Genomic DNA, 20,541 nt, shown 5'->3' with positions numbered 1-20,541 from the left:
AAAGAATGGAGAAAAAACCTAATAAAAACAATTAACAATACAAATAAAATTAAAAAAACTAAATATTTTTAAATAAATAATTGAAAAACACAATAAATAATGAGTTTTTGTCAAATTTTAAGTTACAATTATACATATTTTTACCATTAGCCATAAAACATAATAGTATACACGCATTCCATAAGCATTCAAAAAACTAATATTAAGAAAAACGAAGCGAAAAAATGACGTACTTAACTCCAACATTAGAGCTAGATGTTATAGAAAAAGAACTAGCCCCCTTATGCGATACCAATTCTCAAGAATTCGCTGTTTATTCGCAAAAAGAAGGGAAAGAACATTTGATTTCTTATAATATAAAAACACATTATAAGGTGTCGTACCTAAACAGTAAAAGCAAATTGTTCTGTGGAACAGAAACTAGAGAATTTAAAGGACCCACACTTTTTTTCTCTAATCCACTATCTACGTATACTCTTGAGCCAACATCGGATTCACCTGATGGCTTTTTTTGTTTGTTTACCAATACGTTTCTCGGTTACCAAAGCAATGAAATTCGCTTAACATTACAAGCATTACAGACTACTCCGATTTATTCCTTAAACAAGGAGCAGGACAGGATGATCAAGAGTTTATTTGAGAATATTGTTTTAGAACAACAACAGGACTACCCTTTAAAGCAAGAGATTCTGCGCAACTACATTGAGATTATTATTCATCAGGCAAACAAACTAACCGGAGAATTTACATTTTCCGAAAAGCGAAATGCAACAAATAGACTGTGTTCTCAATTTCTAGAATTAATAGAGAAACAATTTCCGATAACGCATAAAGAGCAAACGGTTCGCTTGCGTACAGCGACCGATTATTCAGAAGTGCTAGAGGTTCACACAAACTACTTAAACTATGTTGTAAAACAAACGTTTGGGAAGTCTACCACAGCTATCATTCAAGAGCGAATACTCATTGAAGCTCAAAGGTTATTAAAAAACTCCAATTTAAGTGTTTCAGAAATAGCTTTTACACTTGGATTTGAATACGCCACCTATTTTTCAAGTTTTGTGAAAAAATACACTGGATATTCACCAAAGCAATTAAGGAAATAATTAATTTCCGCGTACTTTTCTATAACGCTCCTATATCTTCATAAACACCTCAATGGTTCATTCACAAAAAGACACGTCAAGTACTCCACTTGACAAACAAGCCGTTCCTTTTGGGAACGGCTTGTTTGTTATTTTACGCTTGATTTTTCTCCCTTTAAATATTCCTCAATTGCTTTACTCTCTTGGAAAATCGGGTCTTTTCATTTTATATCGACTACCAGATAATGACTCTAAAAAAGCGACGATGGCTTTTACTTCCTCTTTATTCAGTTTTAATGGTTGCATTAATTGATCTGTAACAGGGTATAAAGGGTCTGCTTCTTTTTTCTCAGGCGATGGATCGATCATGTGCATTCCACTGTTGTAGATATTGACAATTCCTTCCAAGTTATCAAAAAAGCCATTGTGCATCCACGGTCGAGTTAACAACAAATCCCGCAAAGAGGGAGTCTTAAACTGCCCCGTGTGATTGGGGTCTTTTGTAATATTATAGCGTCCTAAATCTTCGAATTTCCTCTTATAATAAGTCAATCCAATGTTGTGAAATTGATCATCTGTCAAATCAGGACCATGATGACAGTTCATACAGCGTCCTTTGGTTCTGAATAGATGCATGCCGTATATCTCTTGATCCGTCATTGCGTCCAATTTACCATCGACAAAAAGATCAACACGACTGGGTTGGCTTTTAATTGTACGCTGAAAAGTTGCCAAGGCGCCTACAATTCGCTCATAGGTAACTTTTTCATCTCCGTATGCTGCTTTAAATAGTGGTTTATATCCTTCTATTTTTTTTATTTTTTTTGGCAACACATCTACATCCATTGCCATTTCATTGTGCGCACTTAAAGGTCCTCCTGCTTGTTCTTCTAAACTAGTTGCTCTGCCATCCCAGAAAAAGACAGTGCGATTAGCCATATTATATAAACTTGGTGTATTTCGCATACCTTCCAAATGATCATGTCCCAACGCTACTGTTCTACGATCAGTCCATCCCATTGCAGGATCGTGGCACGTACTACATGAAATTTGATTTGATTGAGATAATTTAGGATCAAAAAAAAGCATCTTCCCCAAAATCACTTCTGGTAATTCTTGTGTGGTAAAAAAAGCGGTATCTCGCTGAATACTGGCAAACTCTTTCCAATCCACTCCTTCATCTATTGTCGGTTTAGGCCACAAGGCTAAGGGTTGTTTATAACTTTCAATGATTGCCTTGTATTCGGGATCACTCGAATTCAATATTTTGGGAGCATTGGTAAAACTCAAAAGTCCACCAATACTCAAAAAAAAGGCAATTACTAGCTTTCTATTCATGTCTTTGTCTTCTCAATTAAAACGTTACGCCTAAGGTCACGCTTACATAGTTGTTTTGTTTATTTGTTTTAAAGTCCATCTGATGGTAGGCAATCGCCACAAACATCGGGGCTTTTTTTACTTTTTCTAGCGCATATTTTAGTGTTGCTCCCCAATAAACATAATCTGTTGATAGGTATTCAAAATCGTTCAATAACCAATCCTTCATAGCAGGTTTGGTTGTTTCAAAATTCAATTGATTATCAGCCTTATTCACTTTGCGGTAAGTTACTGCAGGTTCAACTGTCAGTGTTGTCGTTGCTGTCAGTGTTTGGGTATAAGTGAGGTTTAATCCGTAATATGCATAAGTAAACCCTTGTTTACTTGCACTCTCTTGGAGTACTTCCGTTGTTTTTTGGTACCTCCAATAGGGGTGAATCATCCATTGGCTTTTTGAGAAATTCAATTCGTATAATCCCTCCACTTGATGATTTACATCGGTATATTTATATGCTTTCTTTTCTAAGAGCTTTTCTAATCCTGTGGCTTCGTTGTCGGTATAATAGACTTCAATTCCTTTTTTTTCTCCTTTTTCATAGTTGTATTTTACAGTGATATTATCATCATCGACAGCAAAAGACTTCAAGAAATAGAAGGTGTTAGCGTTTTCTTCCAGTCGGTTGGTTTCCGCATCATTATCTGCATTTTTCAAGGAAATTCCCGTGCTAAATCTTTTGAGTTTACTCGCCCCTTTTGTCATACCAACAACAAAATCAAGCGCCTTATTTTCAAGATCAAAGCCATAGGCATATCCGCTTCGCTCGATATTAGTTCCCGTGCTCTTTCCACTAAAATATCTACTCCATGTTCCCAAGCCATTCAATTGATACAAGGCGGCCTTTTGGGTTTGATTGGCGAATGAAACTTGGGTATTTTGAGTATAATTCGTAAATAATCCATGAGTGCTAACCATCCAATCTGGGGTGATATTATATCCTATTCCTCCTTTTATTTGCATGTGAGAAGAAATGCTCTTCGGGCGCGGATCTCTACTTTTATATCCTAAGTGTGCTTGATAACTCGCTTCCAACCCCAACGACCACTTTTGTGCCTTTTTGGCGTATCCTCCCATAAACTCATAGGCTTCATACTTCATACTATTACTCGTAGAATCGGCAATAACATAAGGACCAAGAAGAGGTAGATCGAGATTGTTATTCCATTGTAATTCTTTTTGTGTATTCTTTTGATACACTACATTTCCCCAAATACTACGATTATTACTTAGTTTTTTATAAGAAGAAGCTGCAATTTGTATCCCTTCCACTCCTGTACCTTCCTGCAATTTATATAAATCACTTTGGGATTTTTGATATCCCACTAAAATATCAGAAAATGAAAAATTACTATAATCCAGTTGGTGTACTGGATTATAGTAATAGTCTTTTTTAAACTGTTGTTCAGCTTGTTGTTGTATCAGCATCCGATTATAGGTAGACAACGAATCTTGTGCTTGTGCGATACCTATACCACTGCAAAAAAACAACAACCAAAAAATAGAGGACTTATTCAAAATTTATCGTTATTAATGTACGATTCCGTTTTTTAAACTCGCTTCAGCATCACGCATAAAATCAACCGTTGAGTTATTGGTGTCTTTATACATATTCTTTCCATTCTCCATTTTGCCAACTACTTTACGGCGAATTGTTTTTCCAAAACGCATATGATCTGATTCAATTGTACCACAACCTGTCCATCCACTGTCAATAGAAACATCTAATGTATTGTGTACCCATTTCTCCGTAATAGCTGAGTTCACTCCATCCAGAATCCATGTATTTAATACTTTCATCGCTTTCTTTTTGGTTATGTTCCCTGCCTTATTCAAATATTCATAGTCATATACATAATCTGCTATCCATTTCTCTACTGATAATCCTTCAGGAAAACGAGCAATAGCATAGCTTTCAGCTCCTTGATTATGCAAGAAAAACATATTGAAATTCAATGTAGAATAAATTACAATTGCATTGGGAACTGCTGGATTATCGACTTGTCCTAACTTAGGATTATCTAAATTGGGAAATTCATAGTCTGCTCCTGTTAAATCAAAAGCAGGAATATTTTGTTGCTTGTGGTTTTGCGCGATGTCTGCAATCACAATAAAGTCTCCTGGCTGCACCTCTTTAGAATGAGCTTCAGGAATCATCAATACGGCTTGAACGGTAAATGCTTCACTTTTAATATTTGGTGTAACATTGTGATTCAACGTTGTATTAAACTCTGATTGACAAATTAATAATCCTCCTGTTTTTAAAACGTTGTTTGTATTATTTGTCAATTTAAAGTAGCGTCCATTGTTATATGGTTTTCCTTCTAATGTTTTTACTCCCGTAAAGAACACTTCTTCAATAATGAAATCTTCGCTAAACGCTTTAATAACTAAATTAATAGCTACAGTTTGTTCATCTTGTACGAGATCAACTGCAACATTTCCTCCTACTTCAACTTCTTCTCCATTTTTCAATACTACTTTTCCATTTACTGAAATTTTGTATGATCCTTTATCTAATCCTATAGCAGTTGTTGGCTCAGTACTAATTTTTTCTCCTTTTGCTCCTGAATTAGTTTCTAAAAACGCAATAGTTAAACTTGAGACAGATTCGATATCCACTCCTGTGAAGGAGATATTTACTATACTTTTTTGTTGTTTATTATTTTCGATGTTACTATCATCACTGCTACATGCAGTTGTAACAAAGGTCAAGCTCATTAAAGCCAAACACAGGGTAATTAAACTTTTTTTCATTTGATGTATGTATTAAAAATTATATGTAAGTTCCATTCCAAAATAAGGGTTTGTACTGTCTTTTCGATAGACTCTAGTCTTGTTAAAGGTATAAGGGCTCATGTAGGAATAAAGCTTATTAACAAATAAAGAAGCTTTGATTTCTTTATAAATTCGCTTGGATACTTTTAAATTTACTCGGACATCGAAAGTGTAATGTCTATTTAAGTTATCTGTGGCAGATACATTACGCAGTAGCCATTGTAGGTAAGCATCGGTTCGATCTGCATCCGTGTATTCGTGTAGAACCCCATCGGTTCCGAAATAACTCATGGGTTGATCTTCCTTCCATTCTCTTGTATTATCATTAAACAATACGCCTTGGAAAGAGGCAGAAATATTCATATCTAAACTTGGGAGATAGGTATCCACTGTAAAATTATAGTTCATTCCGCTGACTTTATTTCCATCCGCGCTTTTGTAAATACCGACAAAACCATACCCTTGTCCTGCCAGTGAGGTACTAGGTTTTTCTTGTACTGGAATACTATTGGTATAGACTGTTTTAAACCAAGCTCCTGTAAGGCTAAATCGAGTATTAATTCCCTTAAATCGAGGTGAAGAATAGCCAAATTCTATTCCGCTTTTGTGCGTACTACTTCCATTCTCTCTCTTCGTATTTAAGGTTAGCGTTTGTATTTCTTCATAAGGTAATTCTGCTGTGTTTGGCTTTTCTGTTAAATGTTCTAAATCTATTCCAGCCGTATCATAACGCTTATATTCGTAAGTTCTATACTTTGAAACACCCCTAAATCCATTGTGCATTTGTTCATCAAAATAGGTAAAAAAGAAATCGTGCTTTGCATAGCTAAGATCGAATCGCACTTCCTTTTTCGTATTTTTTGCTGCTTTTAATCCGTAATTAGTAGGGTCCTCAACATAAGTCATATAATTGACTGATTGATAAGCAGAATTATCCGGTCTAAAATTCAACTGCGTAAAATCATAGTACGCTTTGCTGGGATACAACATTAATCCAGTAGGTTGTTTATATAATTCTCCATACCCTAAAGTAACATCTGCTTTCAATATTTGTTTACCTAAAGTAATTTTAGGCAACCCCCATTGCAAAATAAATCGAGGTTCGATATAGATTTTTTTACTCAAATCAAATTGACGATTTAGTCCTAGCATCTTTGAGATACGAAGACCACCATAAAGTCCAACGCTATTTTCTCCTAAGGTCCAACTCACTTGATCCCCAGCAAAAAGGGCCATATTCTGATACGCGGGAATATCTTTATACGCGCGAGGTCTTGTTGTTGCTGTTGTAGTAGGTGGAGTAAGTAAATCATACATTTCTCCTCTTCCATAATTATGAGCATACTTATAATCTACCCCCATCTCGACCTTCTGTTTCAAGGCTCCTGTTTGGAATTCTAAAGCTGTTTCCAATTTTCCATTGATATTGAGTGGGCGTCCTTCTGTTTTGGTATGAGAGACAAAACTCAAGGCTGGAAAAAATCCGTCATTTACTCCTTCTTCTGTAGCAATCGACACAGAGGTAGGTCCGCTGTATTGCACAAAAATACTTTGCTTAATATCTTCAATTCCTTGATTGACATTGGTTGTTAGTTTAATATTTTTAAACATCCCACCCGATTGTAATTTATAATTGAAATTATTGGAGAAACTAATTTTTTGACGTTGATTTCGATAGGAATCTGTAGCTAAATAACCTGTATCTGGATCTACTTTGACCTTATCAAGATTAACACTATAATCTAAATTTGAACGCCATTCCAGTACATTTCCATAAAGACTAAATTCTTTTTTTGATCGAATTGATCCATTGATTCGTTTAAAGGTTTCATAAACATCCCTAGGATCTGATAAAGCATCTAAATAGTCTAAACTCACATTCAGACTCCACGTGGGGGTTACGGTAAATCCTTTTGCTAAATAGTACGATTTACTAAAACCGTCTGCTTTTACACGGGCTTGCCATTTCGTATGTCCGCTCTTTCTATTAATTAAAATTAACCCCGAAGTTAAATCGCCATAGCTTACTGTTGGAATACCGCGAATGATTTCGACACTTTCAATATCATTGGTTGACAAAGTACGCATATCAACACCTAAACCATTGGTATTTCTAGAACTTGCCCCTTTACCGTCGGATTTAACCGCTTGTAACATATCCATATTGGAGTTTAGCACATTGCCATCCATAACAAATTGTACGCCCAACGCACTGGTTGTATAGCCCGAAATACTAGGGCCAAACTCGCGAATTCGAACAACATTGGTTTGGGTGAGATTGGGCGTTTGTGCCAGACCTCCTGGCAACAACTCCATTAAATCAGCAAAACTAGAAGGCTGTAAATGTTCCATCGCTTTGCGATTGATAACAGATGTAGTGGACATTCCCTTGCCTTCTTCTGCGGTAATAATTACTTCTTGTAATTCTTTTACCTGAGAAACTAGAACAACTGCTACCTTTTGCTTAGCTAAAAGATTCTGTATATTTTGTTGACTGGAATAGGCAATATGAAAATATTGTATTTGATACTGATCGGGTATAACCTGAAAATGGGCTACTCCGTTATCATCTGTTAAACCAATATAATTGTGTTGGTCATTCTTTATAGAAACGGTTACTTCAGCAATTCCCTCTTGTTTTTCATTTGTAACTTGTACTTGAACTTCAATTGGATTTTGTGCTAAAACAAGAGTTGTAAAGCAAAAAAAGAAGATAATTAAGCTTGTTTGACTCCATATAAAACGCTTATTCATATTATGCATCACGAAGTGATTTAAACTTTGTTGTGCAAATGTATTTTGTATCCCTTTCCTAAGCAACTTATTTAGACTAAATTGAAACAATGGAATGTTAATTTACAAAACCTCAACAAAATTAAAAAAAGAAAAGCCTGATTATCAACAATCACCCACAAACAATGTAGTATTCTTTTTTTTATCCAAAAAAAGCCATGCATAAAAAAGTCACAATCTGCGTATTTATACAATTAAGCTTCTTTTTCCATACAATTACATAAAAAAAATGTGGCTAGGATCCCTTTTTACACGTTTCACGAAGTGACTTTGATGCGTTTTTTTTACATTTTCTGTAAATTGGCAGGAAAAGCATGTTTTTTGTCATTTATACCTTACTCACTCTTTTTATCTTTGTATCAATAACTTAAAACAAATGGAAGCAACTCTATATCACATTGGCTTTTTACTCCTACCTCAAACCCAACTCATGGATTTTGCAGGTCCAAGTGATGTTTTTCAAACGGCAAATCACATCCTAGCTTCTCATGTAAACACCACGGAACTACAGTATCAAATTCTTTTAATTTCTGGCAGTAAAGACCCTAAAATCCGAACAAGTTCGGGTATTGAGGTTCATTGTGATTACACGATTTACGATCTAGACCTCCCCCTAAACACCTTGTTGATTACAAGTTCTAAATCCGATATTTCACAAGCGTATGATCCTGCTTTGTTGCACTGGCTCAAGGGAATTTATCCTTCCTTACAAAGGATAGGGTCCATCTGTATTGGTGCCTTTTTATTGGCTCAAACGGGATTGTTGTACAATAGAAAAGCAACTACCCATTGGCAGTTTGCTTCTACTTTCAGAAAGCTATATCCATCCGTTCGACTAGCCTATGATCAGATTTACACCAAAGACAGCAACATCTATACTTCAGGTGGCATTACTTCGGGTATTGATTTAGCGTTGGCCTTAATAGAAGAAGACCATGGTCGGACAGTAGCCTCTAACGTTTCCCGTTATTTAGTTGTTCACTTAAAACGAAATAATACACAAGCTTTGTACAGCACCCTCATTCCGATGGATAGGGAACTTACGCCTTTGGTTTTAAAAGTAAAGCAATACATCGTAAATCATTTCAAATTTCACGTGATTAGCATTGCCGAATTAGCTGATTTCGTTGACATGAGCGAGCGCAACTTTGCTCGGGTTTTTAAAAGAGAATCCGGTATGACACCGGGTATGTTCTATGATGGTTTGCGCATTGAACACGCGAAAAGGCTTTTAGAATCTAGTGATTTACCCATTGCTGAAATAGCCTTATCCGTAGGTTTTTCATCAGATACTATTTTTAGAAAAGCATTTATCAAATTAGTCGAAGTAACTCCTACAAAGTATAGAACAAGTTTCCAGTCTACGGGAATCAACAACATATAAAACAATTTAATTCATTCTATAACGCGCAATATCAACATCGAAAGAAACTTCGACGCTCTTGTTATTGCCTAAAATTAACTGCATATGAAGACCCCAAATCAACCTTTACACGTTGCCTTTATCCTCTACAATCAGGTAGAAGTTCTCGACCTCAATGGTCCATTGGATGTATTTGTAAAAGCGAATACTTTAAAACCCAATACCTATATTCCCTATTTAGTTTCGGCTACCAAAGAAATCGTACAAACGGAAAACGGGACAACCTACATCCTTCCGCAATACAGTTTTGATGATTGTCCAAAACCAGACATCGTTGTTGTACCTGGCGCTAATCCAGCTATTGTAATGGCTTACTTAAAAGACGAAAAATTCCAACAAACCTATGTACAATGGATCATCAAGCAGCATCAACAAGGTGCTTTACTATTTACGGTTTGTACAGGCAGTTTACTATTAAGCACGACGTCTTTATTTGATGGACTAGATATTACGACTCATTTTATGGGCCTCGAGGCTCTACAACAGCTTTGTCCTAAAGCCAACGTTCTTTCTGGAGTTCGCTTTATTGATCAAAACCACGTGCTGACCACAGCAGGAATCACAGCGGGTATTGATGGTGCTTTACACCTCGTTAGCAAACAACTTACGGATGAAATTGGCCAAACGATTAAGCGCCTTTTTGAATATCATGTTTCATAATATCCTCTTGTAGCGACTTTAAAAGTTGCTTTTCTATTTACAAAACCCAGTAAACTATTTTTCATTTCGCCTTAAAAAGAGCGATGAGAATCATCCGCAATACCAAAGAGCAAGTGGCGACTGGATCAACTTTGCTATTCCAGGCACTGATTTAACAGTTCCTATGATACAAAGTGGTTATGGAGATGGGGCTTATCCAGTATATTTTGGTTATGATAAAAACAATGAAGTATGTGAGATTATCGTTCAATTTGTCGATATTGAATTGACTTTTGAAGATGAAGAATAAAAAAGTCGCCAAATTGGCGACTTTTTTAATCATATCGAATAGCCTTTACTGGCGATATTTTTGTAATTAAATACGATGGAATTAACAAGACCAACATGGCAATAACGATTACTCCTGCATTGAGTAAGATTACATCATAAAATCGAATTAATACAGGTGCTTCGCGTACATAATAAGAGGTAGGATCTAACTTGACAACTCCCGTATACTTTTGAAGAAAAAGCATACTTAAGCCGATGACATTTCCGTAGAACAATCCCTTTCCGATGAGATAAAAAGCATTGTACAAGAATATTTTTCTCACACTCCAATTTGTTGAGCCTAATGCCTTCAACATGCCAATCATTTGAGTACGCTCCAAAATTAAAACCAACAAAGCTACAATCATATTAATGGAAGCCACGACAATCATAATGATAATGATAACTTTGATATTAAAATCAAACATATCCAACCAACCAAAAATATTCGCATACTTTTCTACAATGGTTTTACTATCTACAGTTGAGGGTAAATTCAAATAAATTTCACTTCCCTTTTCTTCTATTTCATCAAAGTTTTTCAAGATTACTTCAAAACCGCCGACTTCATTCGCTGTCCAACGATTCAAACGCTGCACATGACGCAAGTCACCCAACATAATGTTTTCATCAAACTGTTGTAAACCCGAATTGTATAATCCAACAATTTCAAATTGACGAATATTAGGTACTTTATTTCCCCAATCTTTCATGAAATAGGTATTGACCTTATCTCCAACTTTAAAGCCCAATCGATTTGCAATATAAGTAGAGAGCACTATTTCATTGCTCATATTTTCATTAAAGGCAGGTAAACGCCCTTCTTCAATGTATTCTGCTATTTCGTCAAATTGATATTCATCTGTTACTCCCTTATAAATAATCCCTTCAAAAGCATTTTCTGTTCGAATAATTCCCGCTTTAGAAGCAAAGGGTTGAACTTTACTCACTCCGTCAATATTTTCAAATTTCGGATAGAACTTTTGATTTAATTCGATGGGTTTAAGTGTAATATCTGTTGTATTGGAATCGTATTTAGTAATTACAATATGACCACTGAAAGCTGAAATTTTATCTCTAATTTTGTGTTTTAATCCTAAACCTGTAGCAACAGATACAAGCATCATTATAATCCCTAACGCAATAGCTGTGATAGCGATTTTAATAATTGGAGCAGATACACTACTTTTATGGTTCTTTGTAGTTACTAAGCGTTTAGCTATAAAATATTCTAATTTCAACTTTGTTATGGTATCAAATTCAACAGTCAAAAATACATTATTATTCTTAGTAACACTATTGATTTACAATGTAAATTCTTATTCTTTTTCTGTTTATAAAAACGGAAATATTAGCGGTTCTTCATCCACAATTATAGTGGGAGCGGAGAATACGGCTGCCTATTTTGGTTTACTTCAAAATAAAAAAGTGGGGGTTCTCACGAATCAAACAGGCGTTGTTCGTCAAGACCTTACCGAAAAAACCTACACCTCTACCGTTGATTTTCTATTGCAAAACAACATTAATGTAACTAAAATATATGCTCCAGAACACGGTTTTAGAGGAACAGCTGATGCAGGAGAATTAATCAAAGACGGCAAAGACACCCAAACGGGTTTACCTATTCTATCGCTGTATGGCAGTAGTAAAAAACCTTCTAAAGAACAGTTAGCAGGTATTGATGTATTGGTTTTTGACCTCCAAGATGTAGGGGCGAGATTCTATACCTATATTTCTTCTTTACACTATGTTATGGAAGCATGTGCTGAACAGCAAATTCCCATTATTGTATTAGATCGTCCAAATCCAAATATTTCAATTGTTGATGGTCCAATACTAGAAATGAAAAACAAGAGTTTTGTTGGCATGCACCCTATCCCAACCTTACACGGCATGACCATAGGGGAATATGCCTTAATGATTAATGGCGAAAAATGGTTAGACAAAGGTATTCAAGCTAATCTAACGGTTATTCCCAACTTAAATTACAACAGGCAAATGAGCTATTCACTTCCTGTATCCCCTTCTCCTAATTTACCCAACGACCAAGCTATTAATTTATATGCTAGTTTGTGCTTTTTCGAAGGAACGAATGTAAGCTCTGGACGCGGAACAAATTTGCAATTTCAAATTTACGGTTCTCCTTTTTTACAAAATATGCCTTATAGCTTCACCCCAAAACCCAATGCTGGAGCAAAGGATCCGATGAATAATGGCAAATTGTGTTATGGTGAAGATTTATCTCAAATCAAACCGGTAACCCAACTCGAATTAGCGTGGTTGCTAAAAGCTTATCGTCAATCGAAAAATAAGGATGCCTTTTTTACTAATTTCTTTGTTAAACTAGCGGGAACTGATGCCCTAAAACAACAAATTATCGCGGGCAAAACACAAGTTGAAATTCGCCAAACTTGGCAAGCAGGCTTAGCTGCCTTTAAACAGACAAGAGCACCTTATCTATTGTACTTTAATTAATTCTCTTATGAAACAACTGCTGTTTTCCCGTAGAACACTTCTTAGTATTGCGATTGCCATTGTAAGTATTACGTCAATTGCTATGCTGTTTCTTAGTATTTCCATCAACAGCAGCTATGAAGAAACCTATCAAGATATCATCAAAAAGAGCTTTAATCACCGTAAAAATGCGCTAGAAGAAGAGTTTAAAATGATTGATCATCAATTGACGATGTTAACTGATGTTGTGCAATCAACACCGCTTAATCAACTTGATTTTACCTACAACGTATTTAACGAAACTCAGCATTATCGCAATATTCCAAGCTATAACTGGTTTATCGTATTAGATGCCTCGAAGCAAATAAAAGCGCACAATTTTACCGATCACTCTATCTTGACAGTAGAGGATTCGTTTATACAGCAATTAATTCAAAATGAAAGTAAAACAACAGTCAATACGTTTATTCGAATCCATTCTGACTTGTATTGGGTATCTTGGAAAAGTATAGAGCGAGAAAACCAACGAATCATAACGGGCTTTGTCTTTGATTTAAAAGAATTGCACAAGCACTTGACAACCATTGATATCACAACTCCCAACTACGCCTACATATTTGCAACAGATGGCACTTGTATTTATCATCCAGAATTGGATTTAGTTGGCAAAAACATCTTTGAAGTTTCCACTACAACGAGCCAAGATACCACGGCAAATAAAAATAGTAAATCCACTCCTAAAGTTGTGCAATCTGAGTTTTTACAACTGGAAGTATATCGCTTTTTCACCTCTTTTACTTCAGAGACGTTTAAAGGATACATCAGCATTAACTTTCCAAAAGTCAATGTCGATGAAAATGTAATTCCCTTAAAGCGCAACACCTATTTAATTTTTATCAGTTCGATTTCGATCATTTTACTTTTACTTTATTTCTTCAATGAGGAGAGCAAACGCGCGTATAGAGAAAAAGAGAAACTAGCAGTTGAACAAGAGAAATTAAATAAAGAAAAGGCGTTGATGCAGTTGAAACAGTTGAAAAATCAAATCAACCCTCATTTTCTATTCAATTCACTCAACTCCTTATATATGTTGATTACACTAGATAGTGAATTGGCTCAAAAATTCACGTTGAATTTAAGTAATACCTATCGCTACCTCATCCAATCCCCAGCTAGTAATTTAGTGGAATTGGATCAAGAGCTCAAATTCATTGAACAATATATTGCTTTACAGAGCATTCGCTTTCCCAAAGAACTACACTTTGAAGTTGTGGATAAACGACAAGCGCCCACTAAAACTAAAATTCCTTACCTAGCCCTGCAAATTGCAGTGGAAAACGCAATGAAACACAATATTGCGACACTTGATGCACCTTTGTCTATTCAAATCCTATTAACCAATGACAAGGTGACTGTCGTAAATAATATTCAACTCAAAGAGCAAAAAGAAGAGAGTGAAGGGTTTGGATTATTTTATATTGCTTCAATTTACCAATATTATCAAGTTGATGCGTATCAAGTCCATTCACAAAATGAGACTTTTATTTGCGTATTTCCTTTGCTCAATTGTTAAAATATCCATTCACTCCCAAAATAAATCCACTCACTCCTGAAAATTTTAAGTTTAACTAGAACTGCTTTAGCTTTATCCCTTACTTAACTTAAACTTAACATTGTAATGAATCGAAATACGGTTAAACTAAGTATCAGTACTTTAGCATTACTGGGTTGTTTGACACAAACGCCAACAGGCTTGTTATATGCCAAAGAAAAGAAGACTGAAAAGAAAGCAGAGAAAGGAAAAGACAAAGAAAAAGACTCTACTGATACGAAAGAGAACAATTACGCTGATTTAATAAAAAAGGGAACTTACACCAAAGGGCTTTTTAATGTTATTCAAGTCAAAACGGATGTTTATTTTGAAATACCGGATAGTTTATTAAACCGTCAGTTTTTGTTGGTAAACAAACTTTCACAAGTGCCATTAGAGATTAATGATGCTGGGGCGAACAAGGGGATGAACTATGAAAACAAATTAATTACGTTTCACAAAGACACGCTGGCAAACAAAATTTGGGTAAAGACAGAAACACCTCGTGTATCTTCTCCAAAAGAAGATGCCATTACGCGTTCTGTTGCGGATAACTTTATTGAATCTGTTTTAGAGGTTTTCGATATCGAGACACAAAATCCAGATTCTACGGCTACTGTAATTAAGGTAAACAAAGTTTTTGATGGAAATCAAAAAAGTTTCAATGACGTTTTATCGGGATTGAGTTTACCTACTTCCATTAAAACGAACTTATCCTATATTGAAGGAATCAAGACCTTTCCGGAGAATATTGTGGTGAAGTCTATGATGACAACGAGTGTAAACGAAGGGTCAGGTGATGTACCTGTTTCTATGGGAGTTACCACGAATATCGTACTTTTGTCAAAAGACCCCATGCAACCGAGAATTGCCGATAAACGCGTAGGCTATTTTACAGAAAAACATTGGTACTTCAGCGATGCTCAGCACAAAATGGAGGAAAAGGAGTTCATTACCAAATGGAGAATGGAGCCGAAAGAAGAAGACATCGAGCGATACCTTCGTGGTGAATTAGTAGAGCCTAAAAAACCAATTGTGTATTATATAGATCCTGCGACTCCTCCTCAGTGGAGAGAAAAAATTATTGCAGGTGTTCACGATTGGCAAGTTGCCTTCGAACAAGCGGGATTCAAAAATGCAATTCTTGCAAAAGAACCGACTGAAGAAGATAAGGATTTTGATGTTGATGATGTGCGTTACTCTGTAATTACGTATGCAGCCTCTCCAAAATCAAATGCTATGGGCCCTTCAGTTATTGATCCCCGCAGTGGAGAAATCATCGAGTCCGATATTATTTGGTGGCACAACGTAATGACGTCTGTTCACAGTTGGATGCGCATTCAAACAGGGCCAATTGACGAGAAAGCAAGAGCAAATAAATTCAGCGATGACCACATGGGAGACGCGATACGCTTTGTCTCTTCTCACGAAGTAGGACATACCTTCGGATTGAAACACAATATGGGAGCATCTTTTGCCTTTCCTGTGGATTCACTGCGTTCGAAGACATTTACAAATCAAATGGGAGGAACTGCTCCTTCTATTATGGACTATGCGCGTTATAATTATGTTGCACAACCGGAGGATAAGGTAACAGCCATTACCCCTCAAATTGGTTTATACGACAAATATGCGATTGAATGGGGATACCGTTGGTACCCCACGCAAGAACAAGAGAAAAAAACACTGCGTAAAATGATTGAAGATCACCAAGATGATCCCATGTATTTTTACGGAGAACAACAGAGTTACTTGAATATCGTTGATCCGAGATCTCAATCCGAAGACTTGGGAAATGATGCGATGAAAGCAAGTGAATATGGATTAAAGAATTTAAAAATTGTAGTAGATAATATCATTTCATGGACCTACGACCAAGGAGAAGATTACTATGAAGCTGGAAAATTATACATGGGCGCTATTGGACAATGGCAAATGTATAATCAACATGTTTTGTCAAACATTGGTGGTGTTTATTTAGATCATGCTGTATACGGAAACAACAAAAAAGCATATCAACCCGTGCCTTACGAAACACAAAAAAGAGCCGTTGACTATTTGAGTAAAAATGTACTCACTATTCCAAACTGGTTATTTTTCAATGACATCAATGAAAAAACATACAGCTTAAAAGATTCTCCTGTCGGTCCTTATGAATATTCGCCCTACTCTTTAGCAAGAGAATTACAGTATACGGCTATTTACCATATGCTAATGGATGAGCGTTTACTTCGTTTATTGGAAAGTGAAGCTTTACAGGTACAAACACAAGGGGAAAAAGTGTATACCATTCAAGACCTCTTCACTCAATTGAGAAGTGAGATCTTTACTCCTACTAAAAAAGGGAAATCACTGTCAATTTTAGAGCGAATGACACAAAAGAATTACGTAGATGCGTTAATTATTGATGTGAACAAACTATTTGAAAAAACAAACAAAAAAGGATTAATCCTTGCGCCAACTTTGCAAATGCCGACCTTGTGTAGAGTTTCTTTACATGACAATCAAGCGAGAAACATCAACTATACGGTTATGAAACGCGTTTCAGAAGTGACCAGTTATAAGAAAGGGGAACTATTTGCCATTCAAAAACTGGTGAGCAAAAAAGCAAAATCAGGTGATGCGGCGACAAGAGCGCACTACGCTGATTTAGCAAACAGAATTAATCAAGCTTTAGGTATTTAAACTAACAACCTTACATAGTTAAGAAAATGAAAAAACTATTTCTTTTATTTTCGTTCTTTACCCTAACTCTTACACTAGCACAAGAGAAAAGAACGATTACAGGTTTTGTTCAAGATGCAAGCGACAAATCGGGATTACCGGGGGCATCTGTTATTGTTGAGACACAAAGTGTATCGACAGAAACGGGTCAAAAGGGAATCATCGAAAGTACGAGTATTGGAACAATGACTGATTTTGATGGTAACTTTACCCTAGAAGTACCCAAAGAAACAAATGCCATTCGCATCAGCTTTATTGGTTATGCTTCCAAATTGGTGTATTTATCAACGAAAACGCATTATAGCGTTGCCTTAGGTACGGATGAAAACATATTGAATGAGGTAATCATTACTGGTTATCAAACGATTGAAAAGCGCAAATTAACTTCTTCTGTGGCTCAAATTAGCATGGCCGATATCGAACAAACAGGAGTTGCTAGTGTGGATCAAATGTTGGCGGGTCAAATAGCAGGGGTTGCGGTTACTACCCCTACAGGAGCACCTGGTGGACCAGCTAAAATCCGAATCCGTGGTACGGCTTCTTTAAACGGACCTCAAGATCCATTATGGGTAATTGACGGAATGCCATTAGAAGGAAATAATGTACCCAACTTTAACGATAAAGACAACATCGATCAATTGCAAAACTTTTCTATCGCTGGTTTAAATCCAGATGACATCTTGGATATCACCATCTTAAAAGATGCATCTGCTACGGCTATTTACGGAGCAAGAGCAGCGAATGGAGTAATTGTTATTACAACGAAAAAAGGAAAAAAAGGGTCGATGAAAGTAAACTTTACAGCTAATACTTTTGTGAATGAACGCCCTCAATTTTCGAAATTAAACTTGATGAATTCATCTGAAAAAGTAGATTTAGAATTGATGCTTGCTGGTAGAGCAGATATCGATAATGCCCGCTCACGTCAAGGTGAAGTGGCAAGAATTCTAAATCGAAATAATGAGTTAGATGCGTATAGACAAGGAGGACTTAACGCCATATCTCAAGAAAGTCAAAATGCAATAAATCGATTGAGATTAGTCGATACAGACTGGGGTAAAGAGTTATACCGTCCTACGTTCAACAAGCAGTATGGTTTGAGCTTATCTGGTGGAAGTGATCTTTCGGATTACTACTTTTCCTTAGGATACTACGATGAAGAAGGATCGACAATTGGAACTGGTTTTGAGCGTTACAACATTACGTTGAAAAACAACTTTAACCTGACAGACAAAGTAACAGCTGGCGTAGCTTTATTCGGAACACAATCCAATAAAACCAACTTCATCGCAGATGCTGATGCAAGTGTTAACCCAGCAAACTACTCTAGAAATGCCAATCCTTATTTAAAACCATACAATGAAGACGGTAGTTTTCAGTATGATCCAGATATCAATGGTTTTGGAGATGCTTATATTCCGTTCAACTTCTTAGAAGAAAGACAAAATACAAGCTACGAATTGAAAAATCAATCGTTGAAAGCTATTTTTGATATTAATTATCAAGTCTTAGATGATTTGAAATTTACTTCTCAATTGGGCTTACAAATTGACAACAGTGATACGGAGAAATACTTAGGTCAAGAAACGTATAACACACGTAAATTCAGAGAAGGCACGAGATACTATGACAGTTCAGCAAAAGAATTCAAATACTTTTTGCCTGAAGGTGGAATTATTGAAAACTTCACGGATAAATACTTCCAGTACAATTGGAAAACCCAAGCGATGTATAATACCATTATCAATGATATACATGAGATAGATATCATGGGAGGTATGGAAATCCGAAAAGAAGAGCGAAAACAAATCAAATCTAAAGGGTTTGGTTATGATCCTTTGACCTTAACAACAAAACCAATCTTGTTCCCTCAAGGAAACACGGAGACAGCACAGAAAAAATACGAGACCTATAGAAGAACAAAAGGAGAAGATGCTTATGCTTCTTTCTTCGCAACAGCTTCTTATACGTACGACAGAAAATATACCGTATTTGGAAGTGTGCGTTACGATGGTTCTAACCTATTTGGTGTAGATCCAAAATACAGGTATTTACCTTTATGGGCCGTTTCGGGTTCTTGGTTAGTATCGAACGAGAGCTTCATGGAAAACGTTGATTTCATCAACAATTTACGTCTACGTGCATCTTATGGTTTACAAGGAAATGTGGATCGTACCACCTCTCCTTTTGTCATTGGAGAATACAATACTTCTGCTATCTTACCTGGTTATCCAGAAAGTACAATTCAAGTAACTAACTTGCCTAATGGTACCTTAAGATGGGAAAAAACAACCAATACAAACTTTGGTTTTGACTTAGGTCTATTCAACAATAGAATTGCGGTAGAATTTGATGCGTACAACAGAAAGAGTACCGATTTAATTGGTTTACGTGCCTTGCCTTTTGAGACTGGGTTTGAGTTTACCAACATGAACTGGGCACAAGTAAGCAATAAAGGATATGAGATTTCATTAACAACGAGAAATATCGCACGTCCTAACTTCTCTTGGACAACCACGTTCAACTTTGCACACAACAAGAGTAGAGTTGATCGTATTCAAGTAAACGATGGTGAATATTTACCATCGAGAGAAGGTCATGCTGTAAATTCTGCTTTTGTATTGAAAACAGCAGGATTAGATGAAAAAGGAAATATTTTATTCTGGCAAGGGGAAGAGAAAGTATCTGCTAAAGAATTTTTCCAATTATACGATTCTTGGGAAGAAATCATGCCAGGTTATATGGTTGACTCTAAATTGACACCAGAACAATCAAGAGATTTATTTACCTATGCAGGAGATAGAGATCCTAAGTTTACTGGAGGTATCATCAATACATTTAAAATCAACAATTTTGATTTCACTATCTCTGCGGCCTTCAATCTAAAACAAATGGTAACGCGTACGCCTGCTTATAATTCGGCATTAATTGATCCAGGAAGAAACTATACGAGAGATGTATTAGATATGTGGACGCCAATCAACACTAGTGGAACATTACCGGGCTTAACTGGCAATGACGCTTATGACGGAACAGACAATTGGATGTTAACGAAGTGGTTTGATTACGGTGGAGCGCCAATTAACTATTACAACTATTTAGATATTTGGACAAAAGAAACGAGTTATTTGCGTATTAGCAGCTTGCGTTTAGGTTATACTTTACCAAAAGCAGTTTTAGATAAAATGCGTTTAGAAAATGTGCGTTTTACTGTTGAAGGAAGAAACCTATTCGTATTCGGAACCGATTACAAAGGTTACTTTGATCCAGAAACATACGGAAACATATACTCACAACCAATCCAGCGATCATTCTCTTTAGGATTAAATATAACCTTCTAACCCTTTGCACA

Annotated in this window: 13 protein-coding genes; 8 read left to right on the top strand and 5 right to left on the bottom strand. The window is 36.1% G+C overall.

Annotated elements, in window-relative coordinates; genetic code table 11:
• Nucleotides 1–224: 224 nt before the first annotated feature.
• Complete coding sequence (locus FBR08_RS09770; RefSeq protein ID WP_158962537.1) at nt 225–1,106, top strand: helix-turn-helix domain-containing protein; 882 nt, start codon at nt 225–227, stop codon at nt 1,104–1,106.
• Between the two features lie 174 nt (nt 1,107–1,280).
• On the opposite strand, the gene FBR08_RS09765 is transcribed toward FBR08_RS09770, so the two are convergent.
• The 4 genes from FBR08_RS09765 to FBR08_RS09750 are packed head-to-tail and all read right to left on the bottom strand — an operon-like array spanning nt 1,281 to nt 7,989.
• Nucleotides 1,281–2,423, bottom strand: a complete 1,143-nt coding sequence (locus FBR08_RS09765) for a cytochrome-c peroxidase (RefSeq protein ID WP_199268587.1) — start codon at nt 2,421–2,423, stop codon at nt 1,281–1,283.
• 16 nt (nt 2,424–2,439) lie between these two features.
• Entirely contained in the window at nt 2,440–3,975 is a 1,536-nt protein-coding gene (locus FBR08_RS09760) for a DUF6850 family outer membrane beta-barrel protein (protein WP_158962536.1), read from the bottom strand.
• Nucleotides 3,976–3,987: 12 nt separating this feature from the next.
• On the bottom strand, nt 3,988–5,214 hold the full coding sequence (locus tag FBR08_RS09755) for a DUF4876 domain-containing protein (protein ID WP_158962535.1): 1,227 nt from the start codon (nt 5,212–5,214) through the stop codon (nt 3,988–3,990).
• A gap of 12 nt (nt 5,215–5,226) precedes the next feature.
• Nucleotides 5,227–7,989, bottom strand: coding sequence for a TonB-dependent receptor plug domain-containing protein (locus FBR08_RS09750; RefSeq protein ID WP_233266085.1), 2,763 nt, complete (start codon nt 7,987–7,989; stop codon nt 5,227–5,229).
• A 415-nt stretch (nt 7,990–8,404) separates the two neighbouring features.
• On the opposite strand from FBR08_RS09750, the gene FBR08_RS09745 reads away from it, so the two are divergent.
• The 3 genes from FBR08_RS09745 (at nt 8,405) to FBR08_RS09735 (ending at nt 10,400) form a co-directional block, all read left to right on the top strand.
• Nucleotides 8,405–9,412, top strand: coding sequence for a GlxA family transcriptional regulator (locus FBR08_RS09745; protein ID WP_158962533.1), 1,008 nt, complete (start codon nt 8,405–8,407; stop codon nt 9,410–9,412).
• 84 nt (nt 9,413–9,496) lie between these two features.
• On the top strand, nt 9,497–10,111 hold the full coding sequence (locus FBR08_RS09740; RefSeq protein WP_158962532.1) for a DJ-1/PfpI family protein: 615 nt from the start codon (nt 9,497–9,499) through the stop codon (nt 10,109–10,111).
• Between the two features lie 25 nt (nt 10,112–10,136).
• Nucleotides 10,137–10,400 (top strand): DUF4241 domain-containing protein, encoded by a 264-nt coding sequence (locus FBR08_RS09735; RefSeq protein ID WP_233266084.1) that lies wholly within the window; start codon nt 10,137–10,139, stop codon nt 10,398–10,400.
• A gap of 25 nt (nt 10,401–10,425) precedes the next feature.
• Here FBR08_RS09735 and FBR08_RS09730 read toward each other — a convergent pair whose 3' ends face one another.
• The gene (locus FBR08_RS09730) at nt 10,426–11,661 is read right to left on the bottom strand and encodes an ABC transporter permease (RefSeq protein WP_158962531.1); all 1,236 of its coding nucleotides are present in this window, start codon (nt 11,659–11,661) and stop codon (nt 10,426–10,428) included.
• A 7-nt stretch (nt 11,662–11,668) separates the two neighbouring features.
• On the opposite strand from FBR08_RS09730, the gene FBR08_RS09725 reads away from it, so the two are divergent.
• From FBR08_RS09725 to FBR08_RS09710, 4 genes are all read left to right on the top strand, one after another.
• The gene (locus FBR08_RS09725; protein WP_158962530.1) at nt 11,669–12,895 is read left to right on the top strand and encodes an exo-beta-N-acetylmuramidase NamZ family protein; all 1,227 of its coding nucleotides are present in this window, start codon (nt 11,669–11,671) and stop codon (nt 12,893–12,895) included.
• 7 nt (nt 12,896–12,902) lie between these two features.
• A complete protein-coding gene (locus tag FBR08_RS09720) occupies nt 12,903–14,447 on the top strand; it encodes a histidine kinase (protein WP_158962529.1) in 1,545 nt (514 codons plus the stop codon).
• A gap of 105 nt (nt 14,448–14,552) precedes the next feature.
• Entirely contained in the window at nt 14,553–17,150 is a 2,598-nt protein-coding gene (locus FBR08_RS09715) for a zinc-dependent metalloprotease (RefSeq protein ID WP_158962528.1), read from the top strand.
• 26 nt (nt 17,151–17,176) lie between these two features.
• Complete coding sequence (locus FBR08_RS09710) at nt 17,177–20,530, top strand: SusC/RagA family TonB-linked outer membrane protein (RefSeq protein ID WP_158962527.1); 3,354 nt, start codon at nt 17,177–17,179, stop codon at nt 20,528–20,530.
• The last annotated feature ends 11 nt before the right edge of the window (nt 20,531–20,541 follow it).

The organism is Myroides fluvii, from assembly GCF_009792295.1.
Lineage (GTDB): Bacteria > Bacteroidota > Bacteroidia > Flavobacteriales > Flavobacteriaceae > Flavobacterium > Flavobacterium fluvii_A.
This window is presented reverse-complemented; position numbering and strand designations above follow the sequence as displayed.